The sequence below is a fragment of the Chryseobacterium sp. G0162 genome (genome assembly GCF_003815715.1).
GTDB lineage: Bacteria > Bacteroidota > Bacteroidia > Flavobacteriales > Weeksellaceae > Chryseobacterium.
The window spans coordinates 1,977,908-1,992,443 of the sequence record NZ_CP033922.1 but is presented as its reverse complement, the minus strand read 5'-3'; the positions used below and the strand labels follow the sequence as shown (position 1 = coordinate 1,992,443).

Sequence of the window (14,536 nt, the reverse complement as noted above, 5' to 3'; positions counted from 1 at the left end):
TATCAGCTGAATAATTAATGTTTATATTTAATTTTAAAATGGGAATAGTCCGAAATATAGTTGTACGAAGCTTCTTGCTGTCTTTTATCTTTTTTTTCTCAGTTTGTTTATTATATTATATCAATTCTATTCTGAAAACTGACGGACACTACGTCTATCTTTTGGATGATGCATACATTCATCTTGCAATGGCAAAGAATTTTGCATTCTATGAAGTATGGGGGATGACAAGATATCAGTTTTCTTCTACTTCCTCTTCTCCGTTATTTACGTATATTCTTAGTGTACTGATTAAGGTTTTTGGAAACAATGATCAGATTCCGCTGTATTTCAATGTTTTTTTTAGTATTGGAATTCTTTATGTTCTTTCCGAATATTATGCTGAAATTTTTAAAGAAGTTAAAAAAACTGTTTTAGCCATACTTTTTACTGCATTCTTTATTGTACTTCCTTTGAATATTCTTTCAGGAATGGAACATGTTTTTCAGGTGTTCTTGTTTGCGGTTAATATCTTTTGTCTTTCCCGTATTGGTCATAATAAACTTATCCTATTTGGCTTTTATTTCAGTTTGCTGTTGATGGGATTAGTTCGCTTCGAAAGTATGTTTTATTTTGTAATTCTGGCTTTTATGTTTGCCGTTGTCAGAAAATGGAAAGAAGCATTGTTTGTTGTATTGTTGGGCTTCATTCCTATTATAGCATTTTGTGCTTTCAATTATCAGCAGGACGGGTACTTTTTTCCTAACTCAGTATTGGTAAAAGGAACAAAATTAAGTCTTGATGCCAATATATTTGAGCAGGTTAAGGTCATTTTACTGGATAATCTTTTGCTGAATATCAGCTTTTATAAAATAGGAATTTTTCCTCTTTTGTTATGCATGGTGTTTATTTACAGGGACTTTAGAAATAAAGCGCTAAAAGAAGTAGTGCGGGATAATTTTTTATTAATTGTATTTTCACTGTTGATGATCTGTCATTCTATGTTTGCTGATTTAAAAGGGCATTTACGTTATGAAGCTTATATTCTTACAGGCTTTAGTATGATATTAATCCCAAAATGTAAAGGACTGTTCTTTAATTGGAAGGATTATATTGTAACAGAAAAATGGATAAGTCTGTTAGTGGCAGCTAATGTTTTTTTGATGATCTATAAATGTTGGGTTGCTCATCCTATTATGAGCAATGGAGGTAAGAATATTTATGAACAACAGGTACAGTCTGCAAAATTTTTACACCAGTTTTATAATACTTCTAAAGTAGTAGCTAATGATATTGGAGCAGTTTGTTATTATACGGATATTCATTTGCTGGATATTGCAGGTCTTGGATCTGTAGAAACCATTCATTTTAATGAAAATAAAAAATCGTTTGACCAAAAGTTTGGAAACTTTCTTAGCAACTATTGTCTGGATAATAAATATGACATTGCGGTTGTATATGAAGGCTGGCTGCAGGGGTATGTTCCTTCTTATTGGAGAAAAGCAGCCACACTAAAGATTGAAGATAAAGTAACAGTTGCCAGACTGGAAGTTTCCATATATTCTATAGATGTGAAGAATCTTGAACAGTTGAAACAAAATATCAAAAAATTCAATTGGAATAAAAATGTTACGGTTACAATAATAGAATAGATATCAATTACAGCCTCCCATTCCGATATGTTTTTATTTCTCTTATTGTTGATTTTCGTGTTAAATTCTTAAGGAATAGATAACAATTTGTTAATGAATCCGGAGATTGTGTTTTCTAGCTTTGCACTCGAAATATAAATTTAAAGTAAAAAGCAATGAAGAAGTTTTTCCTGTATTCTATGGTATCATTATTCATGTTCTCATGCAGTAATAATGATGCAGAGGCGCAGATCATCACAGATCCTAAAGTTGAAAGTAAATATCAAACTAAAAACGTTGTACTTTTAGTAGTGGATGGTCCTCGTATTTCTGAAACCTGGGAAGCTCCTAATAAAGAAAACATACCTAACAGGGTAAGTTTATTAAACCAGGGTGTTTTTATCAGCAATTTTAAAAACAATGGAACTACAAACACAAACCCGGGGCATAGTGCCATGTGTTCAGGAGTATATGAGAATATTAAAAATAATGGAACCGAATTGCCAGGGTTTCCATCCGTAATGCAGCAGTGGCTGAAGTTCACAGGAGCAGATAAAACAAAAGCATGGGTCATTGCTTCTAAAGATAAACTTGAAGTTTTAAACGATTGTAAACTAGCAGACTGGAAAGGAAAGTTCCAGCCAAGTGTTGACTGTGGAGTAAGCGGAAACGGATCTGGATATCGTGATGATCTTGTCACCATGACGAAAACCAAAGAAGTGATGGCAAAATATAGTCCGAATGTTATGGTTATCAATCTTAAAGATGTAGATTCTTATGGCCATGCTAATAATTGGAATGAATACATCAAAGCCATTAAAACTACTGACGCTTCCATTAAAGAAATCTGGGATTATATCCAGTCACTTCCTGCTTATAAAGATAAAACAACACTGATCGTTTCTAATGACCACGGAAGACATATAGATGCCAACGGAGGTTTTGCAGAACATGGAGACGACTGTGCAGGATGTAGACATATTGAGTTCTTTGCCATGGGCCCTGATTTTAAAAAGAATGCAACTATCAGCACCGGAAACTATGAGCAGATTGACATTGCCAGTACAATGGCTGAACTTTTAGGAGTTCCTAAACAATATATGAAAGGAAAAATAATAAAGGATGCCTTTAAATAAAATTTTGATTTTTTGATACGAACCTCCATTACTTAAAATGTCACAATAACATAAAAGTAATGGAGGTTTTCGGTAGTTTTGAAAACAAATGAAGAAAATTGATGACGAAATAAAATATCATAACTGCTTGTCAATTAAAAAAATATTACTATTTTTGCAGCCTAAAATAAAAAGCAATTAAATGCCTACTATTCAACAATTAGTAAGAAAAGGAAGAGCCACGCTTGCCAAGAAGAGCAAATCGGCTGCCCTTGATTCTTGTCCACAAAGACGTGGTGTATGTACGAGAGTATATACAACTACACCTAAGAAACCTAACTCTGCACTTAGAAAAGTAGCAAGGGTAAGACTTTCTAACGGTAAAGAAGTTAACGCCTATATCCCGGGCGAAGGACATAATCTTCAAGAGCACTCGATAGTATTGGTTAGAGGCGGAAGGGTGAAAGACCTACCGGGAGTACGTTACCACATCGTAAGAGGTGCATTAGACACCGCTGGTGTAAATGGAAGAACTCAGAGAAGATCTAAGTACGGAGCTAAGAGACCTAAACCAGGACAAGCAGCTGCTGCTCCTGCAAAAGGAAAGAAAAAATAATCATTAAATAAGGTACAGAAGCAATGAGAAAGACAAAAGCGAAAAAAAGACCGTTGTTACCAGATCCGAAATTTAATGATCAATTGGTAACGAGATTCGTAAACAACTTAATGCTAGACGGTAAGAAGTCTATCGCATTCAAAATTTTCTATGATGCATTAGATATCGTAGAAACTAAAAAAGGAGAAACTGAGAAAACAGCCCTTGAAATCTGGAAAGATGCATTAACAAACGTTATGCCTCACGTAGAAGTACGTTCTAGAAGAGTAGGTGGAGCTAACTTCCAGATTCCTATGCCAATCAGAGCTGATAGAAAAATTTCTATGGCAATGAAATGGTTAATTAGCTACTCTAAAAAGAGAAATGATAAGTCTATGGCTTTGAAATTAGCTAATGAAGTTGTAGCTGCTTCAAGAGAAGAAGGTGCAGCTTTCAAAAAGAAATCTGATACTCACAAAATGGCGGAAGCTAACAAAGCTTTCTCACACTTTAAATTCTAATCTGAAATGGGTAGAGATCTTAAATTTACAAGAAATATTGGTATTGCTGCTCACATTGACGCAGGTAAAACTACCACTACTGAAAGGATTTTATTCTATACAGGAGTAAACCACAAAATTGGAGAGGTTCACGATGGTGCTTCTACAATGGACTGGATGGAGCAGGAAGCAGAAAGAGGTATTACTATTACTTCTGCTGCAACTACTTGTTCTTGGAACTTTCCAACAGACCAAGGAAAGCCTGTTGCAGATACTAAGCCTTACCACTTCAACATCATTGATACACCGGGACACGTTGACTTCACTGTAGAGGTAAACAGATCTTTAAGAGTATTAGATGGATTGGTATTCTTATTCTCAGCAGTAGATGGAGTAGAGCCTCAGTCTGAAACAAACTGGAGACTTGCTGACAACTACAAAGTTGCTAGAATGGGATTCGTAAACAAAATGGACAGACAAGGTGCTGACTTCCTTAACGTGGTAAACCAGGTTAAAGATATGTTAGGATCTAATGCAGTTCCAATCGTTTTACCAATCGGTGCTGAAGAAGATTTCAAAGGAGTTGTAGACTTAATTAAAAACAGAGCGATCATCTGGGATGAAGCTGGACAAGGTGCTACTTTCGAGGTAGTTCCAATTCCTGAAGACATGAAAGATGAAGTTCTTGAATATAGAGAGAAATTAGTAGAAGCTGTTTCTGAATATGACGAAACTTTGATGGAGAAATTCTTTGAAGATCCGGATTCAATTACAGAAGAAGAAATCAATGCTGCATTGAGAGCTGCTACTATCGATTTATCTATTATCCCAATGACTTGTGGTTCTTCATTCAAGAATAAAGGAGTACAGTTTATGTTGGATGCAGTATGTAAATACTTGCCTTCTCCATTGGATAAAGATGATATCAAAGGTACTGACCCAAGAACAGACGCTGAAATTACAAGAAAGCCATCTGTAGATGAGCCTTTCTCTGCTCTAGCATTTAAGATTGCTACTGACCCGTTCGTGGGAAGATTAGCATTCTTCAGAGCATACTCTGGAAGACTGGATGCTGGTTCTTATATCTTGAACACTCGTTCAGGAGATAAAGAAAGAATCTCTAGAATCTATCAGATGCACGCTAACAAGCAAAATCCAGTAGAATATATTGAAGCTGGTGATATTGGTGCTGCTGTAGGATTCAAGTCTATCAAAACTGGTGATACGATGTGTGACGAGAAAAACCCAATCGTTCTTGAATCGATGGTTTTCCCTGATCCGGTAATTGGTATCGCTGTTGAGCCTAAAACTAAAGCTGACCAGGATAAAATGGGTAACGCTCTAGCTAAATTGGCTGAAGAAGATCCAACGTTTACAGTTAGAACTGACGAGGCTTCTGGACAAACGATCATCTCTGGTATGGGTGAGCTTCACTTAGATATCATTGTAGACCGTATGAAGAGAGAATTCAAGGTTGAAGTAAACCAAGGACAACCTCAGGTAGAGTACAAAGAAAACTTAACAAAAGTTGCTCAACACAGAGAAGTTTACAAAAAACAATCTGGTGGTAAAGGTAAATTTGCTGACATTGTATTTGAACTAGGACCTGCAGACGAAGGTAAAGTTGGTTTAGAATTCATCAATGAGATCAAAGGTGGTAACGTTCCTAGAGAATTTGTTCCTGCCATTGAAAAAGGATTTAAAGCTGCAATGAAGAACGGTCCATTGGCTGGTTTCGAAGTTGAAGGTATTAAAGTTACTCTTAAAGATGGATCTTTCCACGCAGTGGATTCTGATGCTCTTTCATTTGAAATGGCTGCTAAATTAGGATTTAAAGAAGCGGGACGTGCTGCTAAGCCAGTAATTATGGAGCCTATTATGAAACTGGAAGTTGTAACTCCGGAAGAATATATGGGTAACATCATTGGTGACCTTAACAAAAGAAGAGGTACAATCAGTGGTCAGGAAGAAAAGAACGGTGCTGTTGTAATCAAAGGTTCAGTTCCACTTTCTGAAATGTTTGGATATGTTACTACTCTAAGAACACTTTCATCAGGAAGAGCTACTTCTTCTATGGAATTAGAGAAGTACCAAGCTACTCCACAAAACGTTGCTGAAGAAATCATAGCTAAAGCAAAAGGTTAATTTTTAAATTAAAGAAATGTCACAAAGAATCAGAATAAAACTAAAATCTTACGATTACAACTTGGTAGACAAGTCTGCTGAGAAAATCGTAAAAACGGTAAAGGCTACTGGTGCTGTTGTAAACGGTCCTATTCCATTACCAACGAACAAGAGAATCTTCACAGTGTTGAGATCTCCGCACGTAAACAAGAAAGCAAGAGAGCAGTTCCAATTATCAGCTCACAAGAGACTAATGGATATCTACTCTTCTTCTTCTAAAACTGTTGATGCTCTAATGAAATTAGAACTTCCTTCAGGTGTAGACGTTGAAATTAAAGTGTGATAACTGCATACTTTGCAATGATTATACAATCCGTTCCTTTTTAGGGACGGATTTTTGTTTTCATTTCCAAAATGATGACCATCTATTTAGTTGAATCCAAATATTATTGATATTTTTGGCTCAAATCTATACCATGAAAAGACTGATATTCTTATTATTCCCTTTACTGCTGAGTGCGCAGACGCATCGTTTTGTATATCTACTACAATATAAAAAAGATTCATTAGCACAGGATTTTACCAAAGCCAATATGATTCTGGATATCAATCCTGATGATGTTAAATTTTATCCATACTCTTACGCTCAGAATGATTCTTTGAATATTGTCCGTGGCCAAAAAAGATCGAGATGGGATGATGATCTTCCTGCTGTTATCAGGAAAAAGGGTTCTTTTGAAAATACTTCATTGATTCTGGTGAATGATTTATTTTCTTTAAAATCCACTGATAAAATGAACTGGAAGTTGTTAAGTGATACAAAAATTGACGGACAATATAATTTGCAGAAAGCAACCACTCGCTTTGGAGGCAGAGAATGGATTGCATGGTTTTGCAAAGACATCAACCTAAGCGAAGGACCTTATAAGTTCCGTGGTCTTCCGGGGCTTATCTTTGAAATAGAAGACAGCAACAGAAATTATATTTTTAAGCTGGCAAAAAGTATGAAGTTTCCCAAGACCTATGAAACTCCATTTCTTGAAAGCTTTGTCGGAAAAAAACCACTTCCTGTAACTGAAAAAATTATTGCAAAGAAACAATTAGAGCTTTACAACGATCCGTTACATGATGTCGCAGAATCGTTTAAATCCAATACCAATCCCGAGAATACTTTCTGGGTTTCAGGAGTACAGGTTAAAAGCATAGATCAATTGAAAGGGATGTCTGATGAACGTAGAAGAGTAATGCTTCGGGATAATAACCCAATCGAAATTGATAAAGCTATAAAGTACCCTTTGAACTAATATAAAAGAGCAATACATCATACTTTCCGTCCCTATTTTAGGGATGGATTTTTTTTTCATGATGGGTATAAATGAAATTGAGATTCACATATGCACACTTTTTTCTTTTTTAAAATTGATAATCATTAAATAGTATGGACGTGAGATTCTTAATAGCAATATGGATATGTTGGAAGGTTTTTAGTATAATATGAGTGAGATTGGTAATCTTATATTCAAGGGAGTCGGTTGGGTGAGATATGTCACCTTAGTTTATTTATTTAGAATCATTAAAAATAATAATTTTGCAAAAAAATTCTTGATGTTTAGAACAGTATCTTTTTCCTTGCTTGTTTTAGGATCAGCTTTCATGAGCGGTCAGAAAACGAAGGACACGTTAAAAAGTAATCATATTAATGAAGTAGTAATAACGGGTTCCGGGTATGCTCAGAAAATCAAAGACACACCAGCTACGATTTCTGTAATTTCTCAGGCAGACCTTAAAAAAAGAGCATATAGAGATATTACAGATGCTTTACAAGATGTTCCCGGAGTTTTTGTCACGGGAGGTGGTAGTACAAGTGATTTTTCAATAAGAGGTGCTGAATCTGGACAGACATTAGTTTTAATTGATGGGAAAAGAATCAATACAAGAGAGACAAGACCCAATTCTGATGGCCCAGGTATAGAACAAGGATGGATGCCACCATTGGAAACCATTGAAAGAATTGAAGTGGTAAAAGGACCAATGTCTTCACTATATGGTTCTGATGCGATGGGTGGAGTAATCAATATTATCACAAAAAAACTGAGTAACGGCTGGAGAGGATCTGTAGGAACCAGCTTAATACAGCAGGTACATAAAGAATCTGGAAATACATACCAGATTGATGGATATGCTGCCGGTTCTTTAGTAAAAAACCTTCTTCAAATGAAAGTGACCGGGAGCTATTCCGACAGAAATGAAGATAAGTTTGTTGGTGGATTTACAGAAAGAGTTATTAAAGCTTTTGGAACAGAATTCAGTCTTACTCCAAATACTAAAAATACCTTTAAACTAAGCTACGATTATAACCGTCAGGAAAGAAATCAGAATCCTGGATATTCTTTGGGACCAAAAGCAAAAAGCTCACGTAATAACTACGAGAGAAATGTATTGGCATTAAGCCATAAAGGCGACTATTCTAATTTTCATACAAATTCTTATATCCAGTATGACAATACGAATAACCCAAACAGGGATATGAGGTATGAGACTCTTGCCGCATACAGTCTTAATAATTTCAATATTAAAGATCATGTCATCAGCTTTGGGGCAGAATACAGATATGAAAGACTGAATGATTTAGGAAATAAAATGAAATCCGAAAATGGGGAAGTGGTAACCAAACTGACCCGTTGGAACTGGTCTGCTTTTGCGGAAGGAAACTGGAAGTTAGTGGATAAACTACACCTGGTTACAGGAGCACGTCTGGATAATGATGAGAACTATGGTTCTAACTTTACACCAAGAGGATATTTAGTATGGAGTGCAACAAACAACTTTACATTTAAAGGAGGTGCTTCATGGGGATATAAAGCTCCGGGGCTAAGAGCTGTAAACCCAGGATGGGGACAGGTGACCGGTGGTGGAACTCAGGATGGAGTAATTATCGGAAACAAAGACCTTAAACCGGAGAAAAGTTTCAATCAGGAATTGACGGTAATGTTTGAGGATAATAGAAAAGTGATTAACCTTAGCGTAACAGGATTTAATACAGACTTTAAAAACAAACTGGTTGAAGTTAGAAAATGTAACAACACCGAAGAATGTAAGCAATTTGAAGCCTTATACAATCATATCTATGACTTTATCTCAACAAGAGAAAACCTTGGTAAGGCAAACAGTATGGGACTTGAAGCTAACCTTGGAGTAAATATGACAAAGGATATTGTATTAAAAGCAAACTATACCTATACTGATACTAAGATTAAATCTGAAGAAATTCCAGCATTATACAATAAACCATATGCAAGAATACCAAAACATATGGCCAATGTAAACCTTTCATGGAAGGCTAACGATAGCTTTGAGTTCTGGTCAAGAGGAAACTACAGAAGTGAAAGCCAGCCGGGAGTTAGCAGAGGTAGAGCCCAGGAATACCCAATTCCATCTTACTTCTTATTAGATTTAGGAACGGTGTACAGATTGAACAAACACGTTCGTTTCACATTTGGAGTATATAATCTGTTAGATAAGGATATTCGTAATGATACTACTGATCCGGCTAGTAATTTTGGTTTCAGAATCGATGGAATCAGATATCAGTTCGGCGCTAATTATTTCTTCTAAAACATTGTAAAACCTTAAAATAAAATAGACATGAAAAGTACTTATATCAAAACTCTTGTAGTAGCATTGGCAACCTTAGTGGTAGCTTCATGTTCAGGTGACAAAAAGAAAGGCGTAGACTACAACCAGTTTAAAACACAAGTACAGCTTACTCCAGACCAGGAAAAAAGCTTTGATGAGATCACTGCAAAATACCAGCAGTTGCAGGAGCAGAATTTTCAGGCTGCAAAAGCTCAGGGTGCCAATATGGACCGTGTGGCATTGGGGATCAAAGGAGAAGAACTGAGAAATCAGCAGGCTATTGAAATGGCTAAAGTCTTGGATGGCCCACAAATGGAAAGATTCAACAAATTTGTTGACGAAAATGCCAGAAAAAGACCAAGATATGACAATGCTTTATTGGAAAGAATAAAAGCAGAAGCTCAGCTTTCAGAGGATGAATTCAAAGTGGTGAATGCGGCAAATGATGCTTTTGAAAAAGCGTTCAGTGATGCCCACGATGTATATCATGGAAACAATGATCTTGCCAAAGAATATTGGGAGAAATTTGATGGGCAGAGAAAAGCTGCTATTCAAAAAGCATTAACTCCGGAACATTATACAAAGTTTGAGGAAATTGTAAAAGAAGTCCAGTTTAAAGGACGAAAATAAACGATATTAATACCGGTTTAGAAAGGAGGATTTACTACGGATTCCTTTCACAAATTTGTATTGACTTTTTAATTTATTCATATCAAATTAATTTTGCAAACATTAAGATGGCTCAACCATCTTAATGTTTTTGCTATAATACCCAACATGAAAACATTGTTTAAAAGCCTTTACAGGAAAAGACGAAAGAATGAATCACTCATTAAATATATGATGTGGATCATTCATCTTTGGCTTGGGCTTTTATCATGTGCTATTGTTTTTGTGGTATGCCTTACCGGATGCCTTTATGCTTTCAAAAATCAGATCATAGAGTTTACAAACAGAGATAAGGTATATATCAGTAAAACTTCTGTTCAGGTTAAGAATCCGGATCTGATCCAGACCGAATTATTGAAGCAGAATAGAGAATTGACCTCATTGCTTATTCCTGATGATAAAGAACGCAGTTATGTCATTGGATATCGTGAAAATCAGGTAGACAAAAGTGCTTATTATAACCAATATACCGGAGAAATTCTTGGTCAGCCTGAAGTAGGGTCCAGTCGTTTTTTTGAAATCGTTCTGGATATTCACAGAAATCTGATGATGGGTAATACTGGCCGACAAATCCTGGGAGCTGGAGTGTTGATGTTTTGTGTATTATTGATTTCAGGGTTGATACTTTGGCTGCCTAAAAAGCTAAAGTTTCTGAAGCAGGGTTTAACTGTTATGTTCAGGGCGAAATTTCAGCGTGTGAATTATGACCTTCATAATACTCTTGGTTTTTATACCTTCCTGATATTATTCTTTATTGCTGTAACCGGATTGTATATAACCTATCCCTGGGTGAAGAATGGTCTTATTATAAGTTTAGGGGGTTCATCTATTGATAATATTTCAAAAGATAAAGAGAGTGGAGAGGATGCATTCGGTGGATTGTTGGAAGACATGCTCCAGAAGCAAGATGAAAAGAAAAACCTTAAAGACTCTGAATCAGCCTCCATTGATAAAATCTTACAACTGGCAGATCAGCATCTTCCTTATTCTGCAGTGACCAGTATAGAACTGCCCAATAAAGATAATCCGAGGTACGTTGTCATTAAAACCAATACGCAGAATTTTCTGGGTATGATGCTTCCGGATGAAGCCACGTTTGATAAAACCGGAAACTTTAAAACTAAAGAACTATTTTCAGCCAAGCCTTTGAATAAGCAATTTACTTCTTTAGCCAAACCCTTGCATACAGGAGAAATTATGGGTTTGCCAAGCATTATTCTTTATTTCATCGTTTCGTTTATTGGTTGTTCATTACCTGTTACAGGATTCCTGATCTGGTGGCATAGATTTAGAAAAATGAAGTAGATAAATAGAATATCTTTATTTTTCACTTGAGTTTACGTACCTGATTTTTAATATTTTCTTTACTTGTTCAGGTTAATTTTATACATTTATTATAAAATAATCTGAACTATGGGACATAAGAATAATAATTTTTTTGAAAAATTTTCAAACTGGGCTGTGAGATTTACAGGCAGTCAATATGCTTTTATTGGTGCTATGCTTATTGTTATAGTTTGGGCTATTTCAGGACCTTTTTTTGATTATTCCGAAACCTGGCAATTGGTTATCAATACAGGAACCACAATCATTACTTTTCTCATGGTTTTCCTCATCCAAAAAGCCCAGAATAAAGATTCAAAAGCTATCCAGATCAAGTTAAATGAAATTATTGCCGCTCATGAAAAAGCGAGTAACAGGATAGTAGATATTGAAGATCTTACAGAAGCGGAATTGGATCAGCTTCATCATTATTATGAGAACCTGGCACAATTTGCTAAAAAGGACACAGACATTCATACTTCCCATTCCATAGATGCTGCACAGAGAAATCAGGATTACAAATACGAATTCTTTAAAAGAAAACACGAAGAATGGCTGCAACGGCAGGAACAAAAAAAATAGTATAATTTTTTGAACACAATATTTTACCGTTTTGGATAGGAATATTTATTTAATTTAAATAATATATTGTTTTGTTATTTGATTTTAAATAAATATATATATTTGCTGAATAATATGTAAAATTAATTGGTTTGAAAAGAAAGTTATTTTGTTTACCAGTGTTACTTTTAACAACAGTGGTAAGTGCACAATGGAATAAGGCTGTGCCACAACAGAAAATTATTAAAAAAAGTGATCGCTCAATCTATTATAAACTTGATATAGATCAGATCAGAACACAGCTGTTACGAGCTCCTAAAATTGGAGAAGGTTCCCCGGTTACGATAAGTATTCCTAATCTGGAAGGTAAAACAGAAAGATTTACAGTGAATAGTTTTCCTGTAATGGATGAAACTTTAGCAAAACAATACCAACTTGGATCTTATGTGGGAGTCGGTATTGATGATCCTTCAAAGTACATTCGTTTTAGTGTAGCTCCCAATGATTTCCAGTCAATGGTTATAGGAAGTGATGGTAAGTATGAATTTATAGAGCCGGCAACCGCTGATAAATCCTATTATTCCATACATGGAAAGACCAGTAAGAACGGACATGCATTTACATGTAGTACTAAGGAAAGTAAAGAGTCCGTTGCCAATCTTCAGAAGATCATGAATTCCGGTGCTACAGCTAAAGCGAGTAATAAAACCTTTCATACCCTTAGACTGGCCATGTCTGTGACAGGAGAGTATACCAATTATTTTGGTGGAGTAGGCGGAGCTCTTACACAGATCAATGCTACTTTATCAAGAGTGAATGGTGTATTTGAAAGAGAGTTTAATATCCATGTTAATGCAATTAATGCACCTAACCTTATCTTTGCAGATGCTGCTACCGATCCTTACAGTACTTCCGACTTTATGTGTAAGTGGAATTATGAATTAATGAATACTTTACACGGCGGAGCATATGGTGTTACTGATGAAAGCTTCGATATCGGGCATCTGTTCGGTGCTACAGGTGGAGGTGGTAATGCAGGTTGTATAGGCTGTATAGGGAGTAATGATATCTCTACCACATCGTATACTGCTGCTAACGGAGGATGTGGATATGCCTATATAGGTCCGGACAATTACAAAGGAAGTGGGATTACTTCACCTGCTGATAATGTTCCTATGGGAGATAATTTTGATATAGACTATGTAGCTCATGAAATGGGGCATCAGCTTGGTGATTCTCATACTTACAGCTTCTTTGAAGACTATCTTAATCAGGAGATGGAACCGGGATCTGGCTCAACCATTATGGGATATGCTGGTATAACGGGTACTACTACCGATTTACAAAATCATTCTGATGTCTACTTCCATAGTGCAAGTATTGAACAGGTTCAGAATAATATGGTTGTGGTTACGGCAGATGTGGAAACTCCCATTACGAATAATCCTCCGGTAGTTGCTGCAATGAATACCACTTATACCATTCCAAAATCTACGGCATTTGTATTAACTGCATCGGCAACTGATCCTGATGGAGATGCTTTAACGTATTGCTGGGAACAGATGAATCCAAGTAAACTGGATAATGGAGTAACAAAATCAAATATAGGAAATACAAGTTCAGGGGCAAGTTTCAGATCTTGGCCGCCAGCATCAAGCCCTACAAGATATTTTCCAAAGCTTGAAACAGTACTGGGTGGAGCAGTAAAGAAAACTGCTGATTTTGAAGCGGCGAGTACAGTCGCAAGAACGACCAATTTCCGTGTAACGGTAAGAGATAATAAACCTGGCGGACAGGCACAGTCTGCATATGCAAATCAAACGGTTGTTGTAGGTTCTGCTGCTGCATTTACAGTGAACACAACCTCTCTTACTCCTAATGCCAACTCTACTATTGCGTGGACGGTATCCGGAACCACAGCTTCTCCATATAATGTAGCCAATGTTAAAATAGATTATACTGAAGATAATGGAGCAACATGGAATGACTTGGCAGCATCAGTTCCAAACAATGGTTCTGCAAGTGTATTTATTCCTGCATCTTTAGCTGGGAAAAGTGTTCATGTGAGAGTTTCAGCCATTGGAAATGTGTTTTATGCAGTGAAGAAAGCTACTGTAGCAGCTACACTAGCTGTATCTGAAGCTGGAAACAATGTGAAAACGGTTCACATCTATCCAAATCCTGTTGAAGATATGCTGAATGTAATGAATGTTTCTGCAAACGCTACTTATGAAATCTTTAATACTCCTGGACAATTGATCTCAAAAGGAACAATTGGCGATGGCAGAATTAATGTGAGTAGTTTGATAAAAGGAGTTTATTTCATTACAATTAATGGTAAGGATATAAACAGTACAACTAAGTTTGTCAAAAAATAATTTATAAAATAAAAAACCTCTGAGC

12 protein-coding genes are annotated in these 14,536 nt (G+C 36.1%); all 12 read left to right on the top strand.

The genetic code is table 11. The annotated features are described in order from the left end of the window. Nucleotides 1-188 precede the first annotated feature (188 nt). Nucleotides 189-1,631, top strand: coding sequence for a hypothetical protein (locus EG344_RS09175; protein WP_123909172.1), 1,443 nt, complete (start codon nucleotides 189-191; stop codon nucleotides 1,629-1,631). A 155-nt stretch (nucleotides 1,632-1,786) separates the two neighbouring features. Beyond that, complete coding sequence (locus EG344_RS09170) at nucleotides 1,787-2,746, top strand: alkaline phosphatase family protein (RefSeq protein ID WP_123909171.1); 960 nt, start codon at nucleotides 1,787-1,789, stop codon at nucleotides 2,744-2,746. Between the two features lie 181 nt (nucleotides 2,747-2,927). After that, nucleotides 2,928-3,341 (top strand): 30S ribosomal protein S12, encoded by a 414-nt coding sequence (rpsL, locus tag EG344_RS09165; RefSeq protein ID WP_002983146.1) that lies wholly within the window; start codon nucleotides 2,928-2,930, stop codon nucleotides 3,339-3,341. A 23-nt stretch (nucleotides 3,342-3,364) separates the two neighbouring features. Continuing rightward, a complete protein-coding gene (gene rpsG, locus EG344_RS09160; RefSeq protein WP_034677991.1) occupies nucleotides 3,365-3,841 on the top strand; it encodes a 30S ribosomal protein S7 in 477 nt (158 codons plus the stop codon). A 6-nt stretch (nucleotides 3,842-3,847) separates the two neighbouring features. Next, nucleotides 3,848-5,965, top strand: coding sequence for an elongation factor G (gene fusA / locus EG344_RS09155; RefSeq protein WP_123909170.1), 2,118 nt, complete (start codon nucleotides 3,848-3,850; stop codon nucleotides 5,963-5,965). Between the two features lie 16 nt (nucleotides 5,966-5,981). Then, on the top strand, nucleotides 5,982-6,287 hold the full coding sequence (gene rpsJ, locus EG344_RS09150; RefSeq protein WP_002661363.1) for a 30S ribosomal protein S10: 306 nt from the start codon (nucleotides 5,982-5,984) through the stop codon (nucleotides 6,285-6,287). A gap of 133 nt (nucleotides 6,288-6,420) precedes the next feature. Beyond that, a complete protein-coding gene (locus EG344_RS09145) occupies nucleotides 6,421-7,248 on the top strand; it encodes a GLPGLI family protein (RefSeq protein ID WP_228412893.1) in 828 nt (275 codons plus the stop codon). A 301-nt stretch (nucleotides 7,249-7,549) separates the two neighbouring features. Continuing rightward, entirely contained in the window at nucleotides 7,550-9,559 is a 2,010-nt protein-coding gene (locus EG344_RS09140) for a TonB-dependent receptor domain-containing protein (protein ID WP_123909168.1), read from the top strand. Nucleotides 9,560-9,589: 30 nt separating this feature from the next. Beyond that, the gene (locus EG344_RS09135; protein ID WP_123909167.1) at nucleotides 9,590-10,210 is read left to right on the top strand and encodes a hypothetical protein; all 621 of its coding nucleotides are present in this window, start codon (nucleotides 9,590-9,592) and stop codon (nucleotides 10,208-10,210) included. A gap of 147 nt (nucleotides 10,211-10,357) precedes the next feature. Beyond that, nucleotides 10,358-11,554, top strand: coding sequence for a PepSY-associated TM helix domain-containing protein (locus tag EG344_RS09130; RefSeq protein WP_123909166.1), 1,197 nt, complete (start codon nucleotides 10,358-10,360; stop codon nucleotides 11,552-11,554). Nucleotides 11,555-11,662: 108 nt separating this feature from the next. Continuing rightward, nucleotides 11,663-12,154: a low affinity iron permease family protein gene (locus EG344_RS09125; RefSeq protein WP_123909165.1), complete on the top strand. Its 492-nt coding sequence runs from the start codon at nucleotides 11,663-11,665 to the stop codon at nucleotides 12,152-12,154. A gap of 131 nt (nucleotides 12,155-12,285) precedes the next feature. Next, nucleotides 12,286-14,511, top strand: coding sequence for a zinc-dependent metalloprotease (locus EG344_RS09120; protein ID WP_123909164.1), 2,226 nt, complete (start codon nucleotides 12,286-12,288; stop codon nucleotides 14,509-14,511). The last annotated feature ends 25 nt before the right edge of the window (nucleotides 14,512-14,536 follow it).